This window comes from Mycobacterium sp., from assembly GCF_035640695.1.
GTDB lineage: Bacteria > Actinomycetota > Actinomycetes > Mycobacteriales > Mycobacteriaceae > Mycobacterium.
The window spans coordinates 26336-44305 of the sequence record NZ_DASQVQ010000176.1 but is presented as its reverse complement, the minus strand read 5'-3'; the positions used below and the strand labels follow the sequence as shown (position 1 = coordinate 44305).

Annotated in this window: 16 protein-coding genes; 2 read left to right on the top strand and 14 right to left on the bottom strand. The window is 70.3% G+C overall.

Features of this window, described 5'->3' with window-relative positions; all coding sequences use genetic code 11:
- The 3 genes from VE759_RS21050 to VE759_RS21040 form a co-directional block, all read right to left on the bottom strand.
- Positions 1 to 1033 (bottom strand): DUF7159 family protein (locus tag VE759_RS21050; RefSeq protein ID WP_422656577.1); only part of this gene is annotated, 1033 nt, incomplete at its 3' end.
- A 212-nt stretch (positions 1034 to 1245) separates the two neighbouring features.
- Positions 1246 to 3192: a primosomal protein N' gene (locus VE759_RS21045; protein WP_324936049.1), complete on the bottom strand. Its 1947-nt coding sequence runs from the start codon at positions 3190 to 3192 to the stop codon at positions 1246 to 1248.
- Positions 3193 to 3242: 50 nt separating this feature from the next.
- Complete coding sequence (locus tag VE759_RS21040; RefSeq protein WP_324936041.1) at positions 3243 to 3965, bottom strand: lysoplasmalogenase; 723 nt, start codon at positions 3963 to 3965, stop codon at positions 3243 to 3245.
- Between VE759_RS21040 and VE759_RS21035 the strand changes: the two genes are divergently transcribed.
- A complete protein-coding gene (locus VE759_RS21035) occupies positions 3964 to 4908 on the top strand; it encodes an alpha/beta hydrolase (protein ID WP_324936040.1) in 945 nt (314 codons plus the stop codon). The genes VE759_RS21040 and VE759_RS21035 overlap by 2 nt on opposite strands.
- The gene (locus VE759_RS21030; RefSeq protein ID WP_324936038.1) at positions 4905 to 5324 is read left to right on the top strand and encodes an ester cyclase; all 420 of its coding nucleotides are present in this window, start codon (positions 4905 to 4907) and stop codon (positions 5322 to 5324) included. The genes VE759_RS21035 and VE759_RS21030 overlap by 4 nt, the downstream gene beginning before the upstream one ends.
- Before the next feature lie 140 nt (positions 5325 to 5464).
- On the opposite strand, the gene metK is transcribed toward VE759_RS21030, so the two are convergent.
- The 11 genes from metK to VE759_RS20975 form a co-directional block, all read right to left on the bottom strand.
- Entirely contained in the window at positions 5465 to 6667 is a 1203-nt protein-coding gene (metK, locus tag VE759_RS21025) for a methionine adenosyltransferase (RefSeq protein ID WP_324936036.1), read from the bottom strand.
- 128 nt (positions 6668 to 6795) lie between these two features.
- Positions 6796 to 8034 carry a bifunctional phosphopantothenoylcysteine decarboxylase/phosphopantothenate--cysteine ligase CoaBC gene (gene coaBC / locus VE759_RS21020; RefSeq protein ID WP_324936034.1) on the bottom strand — a complete coding sequence of 413 codons (1239 nt, stop codon included), beginning with the start codon at positions 8032 to 8034 and terminating at the stop codon, positions 6796 to 6798.
- A 13-nt stretch (positions 8035 to 8047) separates the two neighbouring features.
- Positions 8048 to 8380, bottom strand: a complete 333-nt coding sequence (rpoZ, locus tag VE759_RS21015) for a DNA-directed RNA polymerase subunit omega (protein ID WP_324936032.1) — start codon at positions 8378 to 8380, stop codon at positions 8048 to 8050.
- Positions 8381 to 8424: 44 nt separating this feature from the next.
- Positions 8425 to 9033 carry a guanylate kinase gene (gene gmk, locus VE759_RS21010; RefSeq protein WP_324936030.1) on the bottom strand — a complete coding sequence of 203 codons (609 nt, stop codon included), beginning with the start codon at positions 9031 to 9033 and terminating at the stop codon, positions 8425 to 8427.
- Positions 9030 to 9347: an integration host factor, actinobacterial type gene (gene mihF / locus VE759_RS21005; RefSeq protein ID WP_324936028.1), complete on the bottom strand. Its 318-nt coding sequence runs from the start codon at positions 9345 to 9347 to the stop codon at positions 9030 to 9032. Before mihF ends, gmk begins: the two co-directional genes overlap by 4 nt.
- Positions 9348 to 9836: 489 nt before the next feature.
- The gene (pyrF, locus tag VE759_RS21000) at positions 9837 to 10655 is read right to left on the bottom strand and encodes an orotidine-5'-phosphate decarboxylase (RefSeq protein WP_324936026.1); all 819 of its coding nucleotides are present in this window, start codon (positions 10653 to 10655) and stop codon (positions 9837 to 9839) included.
- Between the two features lie 2 nt (positions 10656 to 10657).
- On the bottom strand, positions 10658 to 13999 hold the full coding sequence (carB, locus tag VE759_RS20995) for a carbamoyl-phosphate synthase large subunit (RefSeq protein ID WP_324936024.1): 3342 nt from the start codon (positions 13997 to 13999) through the stop codon (positions 10658 to 10660).
- Complete coding sequence (gene carA / locus VE759_RS20990; protein ID WP_324936022.1) at positions 14000 to 15208, bottom strand: glutamine-hydrolyzing carbamoyl-phosphate synthase small subunit; 1209 nt, start codon at positions 15206 to 15208, stop codon at positions 14000 to 14002. It abuts the gene before it with no gap.
- Positions 15205 to 15702, bottom strand: coding sequence for a transporter (locus VE759_RS20985; protein ID WP_324936020.1), 498 nt, complete (start codon positions 15700 to 15702; stop codon positions 15205 to 15207). Before VE759_RS20985 ends, carA begins: the two co-directional genes overlap by 4 nt.
- A complete protein-coding gene (locus tag VE759_RS20980; protein WP_324936018.1) occupies positions 15699 to 16997 on the bottom strand; it encodes a dihydroorotase in 1299 nt (432 codons plus the stop codon). The genes VE759_RS20985 and VE759_RS20980 overlap by 4 nt, the downstream gene beginning before the upstream one ends.
- Positions 16994 to 17938 (bottom strand): aspartate carbamoyltransferase catalytic subunit, encoded by a 945-nt coding sequence (locus tag VE759_RS20975; protein ID WP_324936016.1) that lies wholly within the window; start codon positions 17936 to 17938, stop codon positions 16994 to 16996. Before VE759_RS20975 ends, VE759_RS20980 begins: the two co-directional genes overlap by 4 nt.
- Positions 17939 to 17970 lie beyond the last annotated feature (32 nt).

Sequence of the window (17970 nt, the reverse complement as noted above, 5' to 3'; positions counted from 1 at the left end):
CCGCGGGCGGCGGCGGCGCGGCCGGTGGAGGCTGAGCGGGTGGCGCTTGCGCTACCGCCGGAGGCGCGGCCGCCATGTTCGGCGCGGCCGGGCTCTGGCCCGGGCTGGGTCGAGTGTCCACGGTCGGGCGGATGCTGACCGCGAGCGAAATGACGAGGGCCACCACGCCGACCACGAAGATCGCCGTCAGCGAGCTGCCGACCAGCATGAACGGCTTGCGGTCGGGTTGGCCTTCGGCTGGGGCGACGGTCACCAGCTCGGTGCCTTCGGTCGACGGGTCCTCGGCCGGATACGCCTTGCCCGCGGTCGTGCCGTCGGGATCCTGCGAGTAGGCCAGCCCGACGGTCGACGCGTCGAGCTCCGGTGCGCTCGCCGAAGCCAGCGCCGCACCTCGGGCCAGCGCCATTTCCGGGTCGTCCGGCGCGCTGACGGGGATCGACACGTGGTGTTGCAGGTGGTCCTTCACCGCATCGACGTCCACCCCGGAGCCGAGCACAAAGATGCCCTCGGCCGGCGACGAATCCTCTTCCAGCGCGGCCACCATGTCGGTCAGCACGTCCATCGCGTCGGCGCTGTGCAGGCTCCGGGTGTCGGCCTTGACAATCGAGCCGTCGCCGGTCTCGACGGCCGAGAGCGTCGCGGTGTCGCGCTCAATGAACAACAGCGCGGTCTTGTGGTGGCCGACGGCCCGACCCGCGGCCTGGGCGAGCGCTCCCGCCGCGTGTAACTCCGAGACCAGCATGACGTCCTCGATGCCGCGCGCGGCCAACGCGTCGCGCAGCGTCGCGGCCTCGACGTGGTCACTCCACACCACACCCGTCGAGATCAATCGGTGGCCGCCCGCGTCGGCCGACTCCCGGGTGCCGAGAATCGCGGCGATGACTTGATCGGGCGCGCTTGAAGTGGCCGCGCCGTCACCGCCGACGATGTCAAAAACGTCGTGATCAACGGTCGCGCCGTCGGCCTCGGCCCCTTCGACCAGCACCATGCGGACCGTTGTTGGCGTCATCGAGACACCAAGAACGATGTCCATCGCGCCTCCAACCGTTTGCCACGGCGATTTTGATCACCGCGGGCGCCGTATCCCGTCCAGGTCGCGTGACATCATGAAGTTTGGCGCTGACCGCGACGGCACAGGCTTAGTTGACCTTGCAAACCAAACCCTACTCGCTTGGTGGACTTCTGGCCCAATCGGAGCCGAAAATCGCTCGGCCACCACGCTATCCGGTCGTGTGCAAGCCGCGGTCAACCGACGTGCAGCGGATCGATTTGGACGCGCACGGGTTCGTGGTCGTGACGGGCGGACAGCACCACGGTCGCGCGGCGCAGCGCGGCCGCCAACGTCAATCCCTTGTCGCGGTCGACGCGGATCAGCATGCGGGTCACCACTGCTTCGGCCGCGGTGCCCGCCGGTCGGCGGGCACCGCTCGGGAGCTCGACGGGGCCGAGCGGCTCGGCGCCGTCGGGTAGCTGCGCGGTGTCAAGAAGTGCGGCCACCGATTCGGGCCGCCCGTCCACCGCGGCGATGTGCACGCTCGGCGGCAACCCCACCTCGGTGCGGGCATCCAGCTCGGCGTCGGCGTGCCCGACGGGATCCCACCGGACCAGCGCCTGCACGGTCGGAATCGCCGAATCGGCCACCACCGCAACCACACCGCCGTCGGTGCGCGAGCGCACCAGCGCCGCGGCAGCCATCCATCGCCGCAGCGTGTCCTCGGCGGCCCTGAGGTCCTGGCGGCCCAGCAGCGCCCACGCGTCGAGCAGCATCGCGGCGCCGTACCCGCCCGCGACCCGCGGCTCGGCGCCCGGTGTCGCAACGATGACGGCCGGACCCGCCGCGACGCTGCTCACCACCGTGTCGCCGCCGGATGTGATCACCGTGGTGCCGGGGAACGCCCGCCCCAGCTCCTCGGCGGTACGCCGGGCGCCGACCACGACCGCCCGGACGGTATCGGCGCCGCAGCGGGCGCAGCGGACGGCGGGGTCGATGCGGCCGCACCACCGACACACCACGCCCTGCGCGTCGCGATCGGGCAGCGACAGCGGGCCGGTGCAGTGCCGGCACCGCGCTATCGCCCGGCACCGTGAGCACGCCAACGCCGGCACGTACCCGCGACGCGGCACCTGCACCAGCACCGGCAGCGCGGCCTCCAGCGCGGCCCGGGCCGCCCGCAGCGCCATCGACGGCAACCGGGCGGTGCGCGCCGCGGGGTCACGGGACTCGGCGTATCCGCTGTCGTCGAGTGCGACGACGCGGGGGGCGTGCGACCGCACCACCGGTCGGGCCGCGACCAGGTCGTGTGCCCACCGGCTGCGTACCAGCGACTGGGCCTCGGCGGTGCGGGCGTAGCCGCCGATCAGCGCCGCGCACCGCAGCTGGTGGGCGCGCAGCATCGCCACCTCCCTGGCGTGCGGATAGGGGGCCCGCGGCTCGGCCAACGTGTCGTCGCCGTCGTCCCACACCAGCACCAATCCGAGGTCGGCGACCGGGGCGAACACCGCGCTGCGGGTGCCGACCACCAGCCGCGCGCGGCCGCGCAGCACCGCCAGCCAGCGCCGGTAGCGTTCGGCGGGGCCCAGGCCAGCCGACAGCGCCACCACGCAGTGCGGGTCGACGTGCCGCACGGCCTGCGAGAGCAGCGCGTCGACGTCGCGCTGATCGGGCACCACGGCCAACACGCCGCGGCCCGAACCCACGGCCACCGCCGCGGCCTCGGCGAGCCGGGCCGGCCACAGTTCACCCGGCAGGGCCTGCCAGACCGCGCGGGCCGCGCGGGCCTGTGCCAGCGCGGTCAGAAACTGGTCGCCGCGGCCGTAGGCGGCCCACGCCGCCTGGTCGACCGGTGCCGCCAGCGGCGCGGCCACCGGTTCGACGGCTTCTCGTTCGACCGCCGCATGCCGCGGCGGCACGGCCAGCCGCAGCACGTCCGCCCGGGTGCCTGCGTAGCGCGCGGCGACCGCGTCGACCAGCCGGCGCACCTCGGGCGTCAGCACCCGCTCGGCCGACACCACGCGGTCCAGCCAGCCGAGCCGGCCGGCGTGGTCGGTGTCGGAGCGCCGTTCGAGCACGAACGCGTCGACGAGCCGGCCGTGGAATCGCACCCGCACCCGCACACCCGGTTGTGCGTCGTCGGACTGCTCGGCGGCGACCTGGTAGTCGAACGCGCGGTCCAGGTGCGGCACGGACAGCATCGGCAGCACCCGCGCGATCGGCTCCAGCTCGGCGGCGTGCCGGGTGGCGGTCACGTGGTTGGTTCGGCGGAGGCGCCGGACACGCGACCGAAGAAGAATCCGGCCGTGATCAACACCTGCGCGGCCGCGTAGGCCCACCAGATCGGCACCGCAAGCGCCTCGTTGTCCAACACGAAGCGCCCGATCCCGATCATGGCGTCGGACACCGCGAAGCACACCGCACCCGCCGCGGTCCACGGTGTCGGCAACCGGGCCAGCAGCGCGGCGCACACCATTGCACACAGCACCGCGATGTAGCCGGTGACCGGCAGCGTCAGCCCGTCGCGGCCCAGCCGCGGCCACAACCAGGCCAGCAGCGCCGCGCACGCCGCGACGGTGACCGCGACCGCGACCAGCCGGGGCGTGGATCGCCGGGCAAGGGGTATCAGTGCCGACAGGTAGCACAGGTGGGCAATCAGAAACGCCCCAAGACCGCCGACGAAAGACATTGCCCACCAAGGGATTGCGAGCAGCCAGTCGCCGGCGGCCGAGAACAGCAGCGCCGGCATCAGCCAGCGGCGCTCCCGCACGATCGGGTGTGCGGTCGCCGCGATCGTGAGCAGCAGCGCCATCGAGGCCTTGAACGCCGGCTGGCCGACCCACAGTCCGGTGAGCTCCGCGCCGGGCGGCCGGCGCATCGCGTTCACGGTCAGAAACAGCCCGTATGCGATAGCGGCCCAGCCCGCGGCGGCCCAAGCGCCGACAACCAGACGGGATACGTACGGTGTCCCCATGTCCGTTGCAGACGAGAAGCCGGGCGTCGACGCCATCCTGCAGAAGGTACTGCAGGCCGTCCCGTTCAAGTTGACGACCGACGGCGGTGCCGCGCTCGCCCGGCAGCGGTTTCGCGACCTGCCGCGCCGTGAGGTGCACCCGGAGCTCCGCGTCGAGGACCGCACCATCGACGGGCCGGCCGCAAAGATTCCGATTCGGGTGTACTGGCCGGGCGCCGAGACCACCCCGCCGGTGGTGGTGTTTTTCCACGGTGGCGGATGGTCGGTCGGTGACCTCGACACCTACGACCGCGAGGCGCGCCTGCACACCGCGGGCGCCGGTGCGCTGGTGGTCTCGGTGGACTACCGGCTGGCGCCGGAGCACCCATACCCGGCGGCCGTCGAGGACGCGTGGGCGGCCACCCAGTGGGTGGCCGCCCACGGCGGCGAACTCGGCGCCGACCCGAACAGGCTGGCGGTCGCCGGCGACTCGGCCGGCGGCAACCTTGCCGCCGTCGTGGCACAACTGGCCCGCGACAAAGGTGGGCCGCCCATCGCGTTTCAGCTGCTGTGGTATCCGTCGACAACCTGGGACACGTCGCTGCCGTCGTTCACCGAGAACGCGGACGCGCCGATCCTCGACATCGACGGGGTCAAGGGATTCTCCCGCTGGTACGTCGGTGACATGGACCTGACCGATGCCCCGGCGACGTTGATGCCCGCGCGCGCCAAGGATCTGACCGGGCTGCCACCGGCTTACATCGCCGTCGCCGGCCACGATCCGCTGCGCGATGACGGCATCCGCTACGCCGAACTCCTCGCCGCGGCCGGTGTCCCGGTCGAGCTGCACAACGCCGAGACGCTGGTGCACGGCTACCTCGGCTACGCCGGCGTCGTGCCGGCCGCCACCGACGCGACGGCCCGCGGATTAGACGCCCTCAACGCGGCGCTGCACCCGGCATGAATCCCGTTGCGACAGTGGAGGCGTTCTGGGAGGCGGTCTGGAACGCGCACGACCCGGAGGCCGTCGACCGGTTCGTGGTCGACGACTTCGTCATCGTCAATGCCGGCCAGGAAATCAAGGGCAGACAGAACTTCAAGGAATGGGTGCGGCGTTTCCTTGAACAAGTCAATGACCTGCATCTGGAAGTCGCGGAATCATTTCAGAACCCCGACGGCAGCCGCGTCGCGTCGCGCTGGCGAATCACCGGCAAGAACAACGGAATCCTCGGCACCCCGCCCGACCAGCAGGACATCGAATTCACCGGCACCGCGATCTGGGCGGTACGCGAGGACGGAAAGCTGTTGTGCAACTGGGTCGAACGCAGCGCGTGGGAACTCTTCGGGCGGTTGACCGGTTCCGCCGAGGGCGCCGGGTAAGGACCTCTGATGGCCGAGAAGCCCGAGCCGGGCCGTGGTCGAGGTCCCAATGTCGAACGCGCGCAACGGCCTCGTCGATAAGGGGCGGATGCGCGGCCGGCACGCGCGAGATCGACGCCGCCAAGAGCGACGGCCGGTGGTCAGACGGCTGACTTGAGCGCGTCGACCTTGTTCAGCTGCTCCCACGGCAGCTCGATGTCGGTGCGGCCGAAGTGACCGTAGGCCGCGGTCTGCGCGTAGAGCGGGCGCAGCAGGTCCAGGTCGCGGATGATCGCGCCGGGCCGCAGGTCGAACACCTCGGTGATGGCCTTCTCGATCTTGGCGGGGTCGACGGTCTCGGTGCCGAACGTCTCGACGAACAGGCCAACCGGCGCGGCCTTGCCGATCGCGTAGGCCACCTGCACCTCGACGCGTTCCGCGAGCCCCGCTGCGACCACGTTCTTTGCCACCCAGCGCATCGCGTACGCCGCCGAACGGTCCACCTTGGACGGATCCTTGCCGGAAAACGCCCCGCCGCCGTGGCGGGCCCATCCGCCGTAGGTGTCGACGATGATCTTGCGGCCGGTCAGCCCGGCGTCGCCCATCGGGCCGCCCAGCACGAATTTGCCGGTCGGATTCACCAGCAGCCGCACCGACGACGCGTCGAGGGTCGAGTGGCCCAGATCATCGAGCACGGTATTGAGCACCTTTTCGCGGATGTCGGGCGCCAGCATGTTGTCCAGGTCGATGTCGGCGGCGTGCTGGGTCGAGACCACGACGGTGTCCAGCCGCACCGGGGTGGTGCCGTCGTACTCGATCGTGACCTGGGTCTTGCCGTCGGGCCGCAGATACGGCAGCACACCGCCCTTGCGGACCTCGGCCAGCCGGCGCGCCAGCCGGTGGGCTAGCGCGATCGGCAGCGGCATCAGCTCGGGAGTGTCGGAGATCGCGTAGCCGAACATCAGGCCCTGGTCGCCGGCACCCTGCAAGTCCAGCGGGTCGTGCTCGCCTTCCACCCGCGCCTCGTAGGCGGTGTCGACGCCCTGGGCGATGTCGGGGGACTGCTGGCCGATCGCGATGTTCACGCCGCACGACGCGCCGTCGAAGCCCTTCGCCGACGAGTCGTAGCCGATCTCGAGGATGCGGTCGCGCACGATCCTGGGGATCTCGACGTAGGCCGACGTGGTCACCTCACCCGCGACGTGCACCTGCCCCGTGGTGACGAGGGTCTCCACCGCAACCCGCGAGCGCGGATCCTGCTCAAGCATCGCGTCGAGCACCGAGTCGCTGATCGCATCGCAGATCTTGTCGGGATGGCCCTCGGTCACCGACTCGCTGGTGAACAGCCGACCTGTTGTGCTCACGTCCTCGTCCCTCCGACTCGTCCAAAACTTAGTTAATCGAATAATATCGTGCCCGACGGTGTGCAAGGCTTTCGCGCGGTGCGGTTCGATTCCCCGGGTCGCTCCGCCTGCCCGCCCGCCGGCTGCGGCTAGCCGCTGCCGCGCAGGAAAGTCACGATCGCGTCCACGATACGGCTGGCCATCAGCGTCTTGGAACCGTGTTCCAGCGCGACCTCGGTGCCGTCGGCGGCCAGCAACCAGCCGTCGTTGCTGTCCACCTCGAACGCGCGGTTCTCCCCGACGGCGTTGACCACGAGCAGGTCGCAGCCCTTGCGGCGGAGCTTGGCCCTGGCGTGAAAGAGCACGTCGCCGTTCGCGTCACCGGTCTCGGCGGCGAAGCCGACGATCGCGCGCATGTTGGGCAGCTGCCCGTCGGCCCGGGCCCGCACCGCGCCCGCCAGCACGTCGTCGGTGCGGGTCAACTCGATGACCGGCGGCGCCTCCGGGCCCTTCTTGATCTTGCTGGCCGCCGCGTGCACGGGCCGGAAGTCGGCCACCGCGGCGGCCATCACGAGCACGTGCGCTTCCGGGGCGTGCTTGGACACCGCGTCGCCCAATTGCTCGGCCGAGCTGACGCGCACCACGTGCACGCCGGCCGGGTCGATCAGCCCGGCGGTGTGACCGGTGATCAACGTCACCTCGGCGCCGCGCTGCGCGGCGACGCGGGCCACGGCGTAGCCCTGCTTTCCCGAGCTGCGGTTGCCGATGAACCGCACCGGGTCGATCGGCTCCCTGGTGCCGCCCGCGGTGACCAGCACCTTGCAGCCGGCCAGGTCGTAGGGCAGCGCGTCGCCGCGGGCCAGCAGCAGTTCGGCGAACGTGGTGATCTCTTCGGGTTCGGGCAGCCGGCCTGCGCCGGTGTCGCTGCCGGTGAGCCGGCCAGCGGCGGGCTCCAACACCACCGCGCCGCGTCGGCGCAGGGCCGCGACATTGTCGGCGGTGGCCGGGTGCAGCCACATCTCGGTGTGCATCGCCGGCGCGAACAGCACCGGACATCGCGCGGTCAACAGTGTCGCGGTCAGCAGGTCGTCGGCGCGTCCGTGCGCGGCGCGGGCCAGCACATCGGCGGTGGCCGGGGCGACGACGACCAGCTCGGCCTGCTTGCCGAGGTGCACGTGCGGGACCTCGGGGACTTCCGCCCAGACGTCGGTGTGCACCGGCTCACCCGAGAGCGCCTCGAAGGTGGCGGCGCCGACGAAGCGCAATGCGGACTCGGTCGGGATGACCCGGACGCGGTGGCCGGCCTCGACGAGCTGGCGGACCACCGAGCACGCCTTGTAAGCGGCGATTCCGCCGGAGACTCCGACGATGATCCGCTTGCCGTCCATTTGGGCCGGCCCGCTACTCGCCCTCGGTGTGCTCGAGCAGGTCGGCGTGGATCTCGCGCAGTGCGATCGACAGCGGCTTCTCCTGCAGGCCGGGCTCGACCAGCGGCCCGACGTACTCGAGGATTCCCTCGCCGAGCTGGTTGTAGTAGTCGTTGATCTGGCGGGCGCGCTTGGCCGCGTAGATCACCAGCGCGTACTTGCTCGACGCGCGATCGAGCAACTCGTCGATGGGCGGGTTGGTGATGCCCAGCGGCGTGTCGTAGGCGGTCGCCGGGTCGGACTTGTGGTCTTCCAAGTCGACGGCGGGCACGGCCGCCAAGGGCCCGTCGGCGTGGGGCGTGCTCACGAAGGCATTCTCCTAGGAAGAAGATTCGAAGTTCTGCGGGTCGATCACGCCGGGTCCGGCGCGGTTCCCATAAGCAAGGCTATCAATTCCGCGCACGCGGTCTCCAATTGCGTGTTCACCACCACAGTGTCGAAGTCGTGTCGGGCGGCCAATTCCTCGCGAGCGGTGGCCAGCCGGCGGGCCATCACCTCGGGTGATTCGGTGCCGCGGCCGACCAGCCTGCTCTCCAGCGCCGCCCAGCTGGGCGGCGCGACGAACACCGCGGTGGCCTCGGGCAGCGCCTTCTTGATCGCCCGGGCGCCGGCCAGGTCGACCTCGATGAGCACGGGGCGCCCGGCGGCCGCCGCCTCGTGAATCGGTTCGGCCGGGGTGCCGGACCGGTGCAGCCCGCCGTGTATCTCGGCCCACTCCAACAGCGCGCCGTCGTCGATCAGTCGCTGAAATTGCTCGGGGGTGACGAAGTGATAGTCGACCCCGTCCACTTCGCCCGGGCGAGGTCGTCGCGTGGTGGCCGAGACGCTGAAGTACAGGTCGGCGACGCGGTCGCGCAGGCAGCGGACCAGGGAGGTTTTTCCGACGGCCGAGGGACCGGACAGCACCACGATGCGACCCTTGGGGTCTGGCTGGCTGCCCGGTCCGCCGCCGGCGGTCACGCCGAGTTGAACTTTTCCAGCAGTGCCTTGCGCTGACGATCACCGAGGCCGCGCAGCCGGCGAGTCGGGGCGATCTCCAGTTCAGTCATGATCTCCTGCGCCTTGACCTTGCCGACCTTGGGCAACGCTTCCAGCAGTGCGGAAACCTTCATCTTGCCCAGGACCTCATCGGTCTCGGCGTCCTTGAGCACTTGCTTGAGGTTGGTGCCGCCTCGCTTGAGCCGATCCTTCAGCTCGGCCCGCGCACGACGGGCGGCAGCAGCCTTCTCCAAGGCAGCGGCGCGCTGCTCGTCTGTCAACTGGGGAAGGGCCACGATTCCTCCGTCTCGTCACGATCATTGTTTTTGCCTCGGCCGGTTGTATCCGACCAGCGACGACGACCGTACCCACGCCGGCTGACGATTGCGAACCCCACCCCCTGGTTGCGACCCTAAATCGCCAGCGTGTCGCGCTTGTCGGCGACGTGGCGGCCGAGCTGCGTCACGCTTGCCCGGGGTTGGCTGGGTCATCGTCTTGTGACCGGATCGTTATGACTCCCAACAGTTTTCGGGTTCGGGGCAGGGGCGCGGCGGTTCGCCACAGCGAAGCAAACATTTCGCTGAACGCCGAAGCGGGAGATTTTTGACAGTTTTTCCGAGGTTGCGCGTGTCGGACCGGCGTCAACCCCGCGCTGAACAGCACGACTGGCAAATCATTGCGCTGACGATTACGTTAACTACTCCGCGTAGTAGACGGCCTGGCGGGCAACGCGGGTGACTGATGCGAGCGGTGGTGCTGGGGTGTCTGGTGTTCTTCGGCGTGGTTCAGGCCAGGTAGGCCACCGCGTCGCGGATGCGCTCCGCCGCCCCCCGCAGTGCGGCGACACCCGGCCCGCTGCGCAGCACCTCGCGCGACACCGCCGGCAGCAGCTGCCCGGGGCGCACGCCGCCCATGCCGCCAAGCTCCTGCGGGCGTCCGCCCTGCGCGCCGACGCCGGGCACCAGCACCGGCCCCCCCATCCGACTCAGATCGGGGACGTGGGCCACGGTGGCGCCGACCACCACGCCGACCGAGCCCGGCTCCGGCTGCGTGTTCTGGTTGACCGCAGCGACGGCGTCGACGATCAACTGTGCGACCGAGCGTCCGCCCGCGTCGGCGGTCTGGACGCTGGCACCTTCGGGGTTCGACGTCGCGGCGAGCACGAAAACACCGCGGTGGTGCGTGGCGGCGGTCTCCAGCAGCGGGCACAGCGAGCCGAAGCCCAGGTAGGGGTTCGCGGTGACGGCGTCGGCAGCAAGCGGCGAGTCGCCGGCCCAGGCCGCGGCGTAGCCGGCCATCGTGGTGCCGATGTCGCCGCGTTTGGCGTCGGCCAGCACCAGCACGCCGGCACGGCGCAACGCGGCGATCGTGCGCTCCAGCACCGCATAACCCGCCGACCCGTAGGCCTCAAAGAACGCCACCTGCGGTTTGACCACCGCGAACCCGCCGAACGCCTGCACGCACACATCGCTGAACGCGGCGAGCCCGTCGGCGTCCTCGGGCAGTCCCCAGGCCCGCAGCAGCTCGGGGTGCGGGTCGATGCCAAGGCACAGCGGGCCGCGGTCGGCGATCGCGGCGGCCAGCCTGGCGCCGAACCCGGGCACCGCTACCGCCCGCCCAGCGCCGCATGCAGTTCCTGCAGCGACATCACCCCGATGTCGCCGCGGATGCCCGACTCGATGCCCTGGACCGCCGCCGAGGCACCCTGCACCGTGGTCACGCACGGGATGCTCATCGCCACGGCGGCCGAACGGATCTCATAGCCGTCGATGCGCGGCCCGGAGTTGCCGTACGGGGTGTTGATCACCATGTCCACCTCGCCGGCCTTGATCGCGTCGACCGCGGAAACACGGGGATCGGCTCCGCTGGGCTTCTCAAAGTGCTTGCGCACCTCGTCGCACGGAATCCCGTTGCGCCGCAGCATTTCCGCGGTTCCCTCGGTGGCCAGCACCCGGAATCCGAGGTCGGCGAGCCGCTTGACCGGGAACACCAGCGAGCGCTTGTCGCGGTTGGCGACGGAGACGAACACGGTGCCCTGGGCGGGCAGCGAGCCGTAGGCGGCGGTCTGACTCTTGGCGAACGCGCTGCCGAAATCCTGGTCGATGCCCATCACCTCGCCGGTCGATTTCATCTCCGGGCCGAGCAGCGAGTCGACGCCGGAGCCGTCGGCCCGGCGGAACCGGTGGAACGGCAGCACGGCCTCCTTGACCGCGATCGGAGCGTGCGGCGCCGTGGTGGCGCCGTCGCCGGTGTGCACCAGCATTCCCTCGTCGCGCAGCTGGGAAATGGTTTCGCCGAGCATGATTCGCGAGCACGCCTTGGCGAGCGGCACCGCGGTGGCCTTCGAGACGAACGGCACGGTGCGGCTGGCACGCGGGTTGGCCTCCAGGACGTAGAGCACGTCGTCCTTCAGCGCGTACTGCACGTTGAGCAGCCCGACGACGCCGATCCCGTGCGCGATCGCCTCGGTCGCGTGCCGCACCTTGTCGATGTCGCTGCGGCCCAACGTGACCGGCGGCAGCGCGCACGCCGAGTCGCCGGAGTGAATGCCGGCCTCCTCGATGTGTTCCATGATGCCGCCGATGTACACCTCGGTGCCGTCGCACAGCGCGTCGACATCGATCTCGATCGCGTCCTCCAGGAACCGATCCACCAGCACCGGGTGCTCGGGTGACAGCTCGGTGGCGCGAGTGATGTAGCCGTGCAGGGTTTGTTCGTCGTAGACGATCTCCATGCCGCGCCCGCCCAGCACGTACGACGGCCGGACCAGCACCGGATAGCCGATCTCGGCGGCGATCTTGCGGGCCGCGTCGAAACTCGTCGCGGTGCCGTAGCGCGGCGCCGGCAGCCCAGCCGCGCCGAGCACTTCGCCGAACGCGCCACGGTCCTCGGCCCGGTCGATGGCGTCCGGGCGGGTGCCCACGATCGGCACTCCGGCGTCGGCGAGCCGCTGCGCCAGCCCCAGCGGCGTCTGGCCGCCGAGTTGCACGATGACGCCGGCCACGCCGGGACCGCCTGCGCCGGATTGTGATTCGGCATGGCACACCTCGAGGACGTCCTCGAAGGTCAGCGGCTCGAAGTACAGTCGGTCGGCGGTGTCGTAGTCGGTGGAGACGGTCTCGGGGTTGCAGTTGACCATCACCGTCTCGAAGCCGGCTTCGGACAGCGTGGTCGCCGCATGCACGCAGCTGTAGTCGAATTCGATGCCCTGACCGATCCGGTTCGGCCCCGAGCCGAGGATCAGCACCTTGGGCTTTTGGGCTTGCGGCGCGACCTCGGTCTCGGCGGCCGGGTCGAGCTCGTAGCTGCTGTAGTGGTAGGGCGTCCTGGCCTCGAACTCCGCCGCGCAAGTGTCGACGGTCTTGAACACCGGATGAATGCCGAGCCGCTGGCGCAGCGTGCGCACGCCGGCCTCGCCGGCCAATTCCGGCCTGAGCGCGGCGATCTGGCGATCCGAGAGCCCGCAGTGCTTGGCGCGTCGCAGCAGCGCCTCGGTGAGCACCGGCACGGTTTCCAGCTCGCGACGCAGCGTCACCAGCCCGGCGACCTGCTCGATGAACCACGGGTCGACACCGGACGCCTCGGATACCTGCTCGACCGACGCGCCGAGCCGCAGCGCCAGTTCGGCGTCGTAGAGCCGGCCCTCGGACGGGGTGTGCAGCCGCTGGAGCAGTTCGTCGACCGTGACGTCCGGGTCGGGCGTCGTCCAGAACCCGGCGCGGCTGGTCTCCAGGGACCGCATCACCTTGCCGAGGGCTTCAATGAAGTTGCGGCCGAGCGACATTGCTTCACCGACGGACTTCATCGTGGTGGTCAGCGTCGGGTCGGCGCCGGGAAACTTCTCGAACGCGAACCGCGGCGCCTTGACCACGACGTAGTCCAGCGTCGGCTCGAAGCAGGCCGGGGTCTGCTTGGTGATGTCGTTGAGGATCTCGTCGAGCGTGTAGCCGATCGCGAGCTTGGCGGCGATCTTGGCGATCGGGAACCCGGTGGCCTTGGACGCCAGCGCCGACGACCGCGACACTCGCGGGTTCATCTCGATCACGATCAGCCGCCCGTCGGCCGGATTGACACCGAATTGGATGTTGCAGCCGCCGGTGTCGACGCCGACCTCGCGCAGGATCGCGATGCCCAGGTCGCGCATGCGCTGGTATTCGCGGTCGGTCAGCGTCATCGCCGGCGCGACGGTCACCGAGTCGCCGGTGTGCACTCCCATCGGGTCGACGTTCTCGATCGAGCACACCACGACGACGTTGTCGTGGCCGTCGCGCATGAGTTCGAGCTCGAATTCCTTCCAGCCGTAAACGGATTCCTCGATCAGCACGTTGGCGGACGGCGAGGCGGCCAGGCCGTCGCCGGCCATGCGCCGCACGTCCTGCACGGTGCGCGCCATCCCGGAGCCCAGTCCGCCCATCGTGAACGACGGCCGCACCACCACCGGCAGACCGAGTTCCTCGACGGTCTCGGTGACCTCGTCCATCGTGAAGCAGACACGGGAGCGTGCGGATTCGCCACCGACCTTCGCGACGATGTCCTTGAACCGCTGCCGGTCCTCGCCGCGCTGGATCGCGTCGAAGTCGGCGCCGATCAGCTCGACACCGTAGGCGTCCAGCACCCCGTTCTCGTACAGCGCGACGGCGGTGTTCAGTGCGGTCTGGCCGCCGAGCGTCGCCAGCATGGCGTCGATCTTGTTGCCGCGCTGGGCCTGTTGGGCGATCACCCGCTCGACGAACGCCGGAGTGATCGGCTCCACGTAGGTGTGGTCGGCGAACTCGGGGTCGGTCATGATCGTCGCCGGGTTCGAGTTGACCAGGCTGACCTGCAGACCCTCGGCCTTGAGCACCCGGCACGCCTGGGTGCCGGAGTAGTCGAACTCGCAGGCCTGCCCGATGACGATCGGCCCGGAGCCGATCACCAGCACATGGTTCAGGTCGGTGCGGCGCGGCATCTAGCGGGCCCCCTCGTCGCGACCGTGCGGGCCGGCTGGTCGCGAGTGTGCGGATTTGTACGCCACGTCGGCGTGTCGCGTACGAAACCGCACACTCGACGCGTCCATCAGGTCGACGAACTGGTCGAACAGGTATTCCGCATCGTGCGGGCCGGCGGCGGCCTCCGGGTGGTACTGCACCGAAAATGCGCGCCCATCAGCGAGTTTGATGCCCTCGACGACGCCGTCGTTGGCACAGGTGTGGCTGACGATCGCGGGTCCGAACTCGGTGTCGAAGCGCTCCCCCGCCTCGCCCTCCAGCGCGAACCCGTGATTCTGCGCGGTCACCGCGACCCGTCCGGTGGCGTGGTCGATCACCGGCACATTGATGCCGCGGTGTCCGAACGTCATCTTGTAGGTGGGCCTGCCCAGCGCGCGGCCGAGGATCTGGTTGCCGAAACAGATGCCGAACAACGGTATTCCGGCACCGATCACCTCGCGGGTGACCGCGACGACGTGGTCGGCGGTGGCGGGGTCGCCGGGTCCGTTGGACAAGAACACGCCGTCGGGCCGCAGGTCGGCGATCTGGTCGAAGGTGGTCGTCGACGGCAGCACGTGGCTGCTAATTCCGCGGCGGGCGAAGTTACGCGGCGTGTTGGTCTTGATGCCCAAGTCAAGCACCGCGACGGTAAACCGTTGCTGCCCTTGGGCTTGCACGACATAGCCGGCCTCGGTGCTGACCTCACCGGCGAGATCGGCGCCCAGCATGGACGGTTGACTGCGGACTCGCCGCAGCATCGTGCCGGCATCGGTCACCGCGCCGCCGGAGAAGATGCCGGCCTTCATCGACCCGCGGCTGCGCAGATGACGCACGACGGCCCGGGTGTCGATGCCGGCGATGCCGACGATGCGCTGCCGGACAAGTTCGTCTTCGAGGGTGCCGGTGGCCCGCCAGTTCGACGCCCGCGGCGACGGGTCGCGAACGGCGTAGCCGGCCACCCATATCCGGTCGCGCCGGCTTTCACCGTCCTCGTGATTCCAGCCGGTGTTGCCGATCTGCGGCGCGGTCGCGACGACGATCTGACGGTGATAGCTCGGGTCGGTCAGCGTCTCCTGGTAACCCGACATTCCGGTGCAGAACACCGCCTCACCGAGTGTCTCGCCGCGGGCCCCGAACGGCGTGCCGGTGAACACCCGGCCGTCTTCGAGGTACAGATGTGCTGTGCTCATGGCTGTTCCACCCACTGAGCGTATTTCCGCCGGTCATTGCCGCGAAACCCGGTATCGATCTCGGTGCCCGACGGCAATCGCCAGCGGATCGCCAGGATGCCGGCGTGGGTCAGCACCTTGCCCGCGATCGCGCGTTCGGTGCGGATCGCGGTGATCGACGGCTCGGGTATCCACAACGGGGTCGCACCGCTGCGTTGCATCAGGATGCCGTCGGTGTGGCGGGTCAGCACCGCCCTGGCCCGGTATCCGAGGTCGCCGACCGCGATGCGGTCCTGCCAGCTCGGCGCCAGCGTGCTGCCCACGTAAAGGCCGGGCGTCGGCTCGATCGTGACGGGGCCGAGTTCGGTTGGCACCGGCGGCAAACGGCCGATCAGCTCGGCCTGCCGCCGGGCCCGACGCAGCCAACCCCGCATCATCGCCCGGATCACCAGCAGCGCCACCACCGCGAGCACGGCGGCCATGACCAGCGAGGCGACCAGGGTGGGTGTGTTCACGCCGGGCTCTTTCCGTCCCGGGCGGTGACCTTGCCCCGCAGCAGCGTCGCGGTGACCGTCGCGGGCAGCGTCATCGACTCGTACGGCGTGTTCGCCGACGAGCTGGCCAGGTCGGCGCCGCGCACCGTCCAGGTGGCATCGGGGTCGACAACGGTGATGTTGGCCGGCTCGCCGACGTCCAGCGGGCGGCCGTGATCGGGCAGCCCCACGATGCGGGCCGGGTTCTCGCTCATCACCCGCGCCACGTCGCGCCAGCTCAGCAGGCCCGGCTTGACCATGGTCCGGACAACCACCGACAGCGCGGTCTGCAACCCGAGCATGCCGGGCAACGCGTTCGCGAACTCGCACACCTTCTCATGCTCGGCGTGCGGGGCGTGGTCGGTGGCCACGCAGTCGATCACCCCGTCGGCCAGCCCTTGGCGCAGCGCCTCCACGTCGGCGGCTTCGCGCAGCGGCGGGTTGACCCGATTCACCCCGTCATAGCCGGCCAACCGGCCGTCGTCGAGGGCCAGATGATGCGGTGTCACCTCGGCGGTAATCGAAATACCTTGAGCCTTAGCCCATTTCACGATTTCGACAGTGCCGGCCGTGGAGGCGTGGCAAATGTGCACCCGGGCGCCGGCGTCGCGGGCCAGCAGCGCGTCGCGGGCGACGATCGACTCCTCGGCGGCGCGGGGCCAGCCCGACAACCCGAGCCGGGCGGCGTTGGGTCCCTCGTGCGCGACCGCGCCGATCGTCAGCCGCGGCTCCTCGGCGTGCTGGGCGACCAACACGCCGAGACCGGTGGCGTACTCCAGCGCGCGGCGCATCACCAGCGGATCCCACACACACTTGCCGTCGTCGGAGAACATCCGCACCTGTGCCGTGCCCGCGGCCATCAATCCCATCTCGGTGAGCTGAGCGCCGGCCAGGCCGACGGTGACCGCTCCGACCGGGTGCACGTCGACCAGCCCGACCTGCTGGCCGCGCTGCCAGACGTGGTCGGTGACGACGGGGCTGTCGGCCACCGGGTTCGTGTTGGCCATCGCGAACACCGCGGTGTATCCGCCCAAAGCCGCTGCGGCCGAGCCGGTTTCGATCGTTTCGGCGTATTCGCGGCCGGGCTCGCGCAGGTGGGTGTGCAGGTCGACCAGTCCCGGCAGCAGCACATGGCCGGTGGCGTCGATGACGTCGGCCGTGTCGTGGCCGGCCGGGTCGATGAGCGGCGCGATGCGGGCGATCTGTCCGTCGTCGACGAGCACGTCGACACGGTCGCCCTCGCCGTACGGCCGCACCCCGCGGATCAGCACGCTCATGCCACGGCCTCCTGCGCGCCCACCAGCAGATGGAACAGCACCGCCATGCGGACGTGTACACCGTTGGAAACCTGTTGCAGCACCGCCGACTGCGTCGAGTCGGCGACCGGCGAGGAGATCTCCATGCCGCGCAGCATCGGCCCCGGGTGCATCACGACGGCGTGGCCGGGCAGCACCGCCTGCCGCCGTTCCGACAGCCCGTAGCGCACCGAGTATTCGCGGGCGGACGGGAAGAAGCCGCCGGTCATGCGCTCGGCCTGGACCCGCAGCATCAGCACCGCGTCGGCCACCGGCAGTTCGGCGTCCAGGTCGTAGGACACCGTCACCGGCCAGTCGCCCACGCCGACCGGCAGCAGCGTGGGCGGTGCGACCAATACCACCTCGGCGCCAAGGGTGTTGAGCAACACGACATTCGAGCGTGCCACCCGGCTGTGCAGGATGTCGCCGACGATTACCACCCGCTGGCCTTCGATGGCACCGAGGCGCTGACGGATCGTCAGCGCGTCCAGCAGCGCCTGCGTCGGGTGCTCATGAGTGCCGTCGCCGGCATTGATCACCGCGGGCCCGCCGTCTGCGGTCGCGGTCCACTCCGCCAGCTGCTGGGCCGCTCCCGACGCCGAGTGGCGGATGATCAGCGCGTCGGCGCCCGCCGCGCGAAGTGTCAGCGCGGTGTCGCGCAGCGACTCCCCCTTGCCGACCGAGGAGCCCGTCGCGCTGACGTTGATCACGTCGGCGCTCATCCACTTGCCCGCCACCTCGAACGACACCCGGGTGCGGGTGGAGTTTTCGTAGAACATCGTGATCACGGTGCGCCCGCGCAGCGTCGGCAGCTTGCGCACCTCGCGGCCCAACAGCGCCTGGCTGAACCGGTCGGCGTTGTCGAGGATCGCGGTCGCGTCGTCGCGGCTCAGGTCGGAGGCGGCCAGCAGGTGTCGGCTCATCGGGTCCCTCGGCTCTTCGCGCAAGCGCTCAT

Bases quoted from the DNA above. Each gene is read 5' to 3' on its own strand.
- VE759_RS21045 (WP_324936049.1), bottom strand. From the start codon at position 3,192: ATGCTGTCCGTGCCGCACCTGGACCGCGCGTTCGACTACCAGGTCGCC.
- VE759_RS21035 (WP_324936040.1), top strand. From the start codon at position 3,964: ATGTCCGTTGCAGACGAGAAGCCGGGCGTCGACGCCATCCTGCAGAAG.
- VE759_RS21040 (WP_324936041.1), bottom strand. From the start codon at position 3,965: ATGGGGACACCGTACGTATCCCGTCTGGTTGTCGGCGCTTGGGCCGCC.
- VE759_RS21030 (WP_324936038.1), top strand. From the start codon at position 4,905: ATGAATCCCGTTGCGACAGTGGAGGCGTTCTGGGAGGCGGTCTGGAAC.
- coaBC (WP_324936034.1), bottom strand. From the start codon at position 8,034: ATGGACGGCAAGCGGATCATCGTCGGAGTCTCCGGCGGAATCGCCGCT.
- carB (WP_324936024.1), bottom strand. From the start codon at position 13,999: ATGCCGCGCCGCACCGACCTGAACCATGTGCTGGTGATCGGCTCCGGG.
- carA (WP_324936022.1), bottom strand. From the start codon at position 15,208: ATGAGCACAGCACATCTGTACCTCGAAGACGGCCGGGTGTTCACCGGC.
- VE759_RS20980 (WP_324936018.1), bottom strand. From the start codon at position 16,997: ATGAGCGTGCTGATCCGCGGGGTGCGGCCGTACGGCGAGGGCGACCGT.
- VE759_RS20975 (WP_324936016.1), bottom strand. From the start codon at position 17,938: ATGAGCCGACACCTGCTGGCCGCCTCCGACCTGAGCCGCGACGACGCG.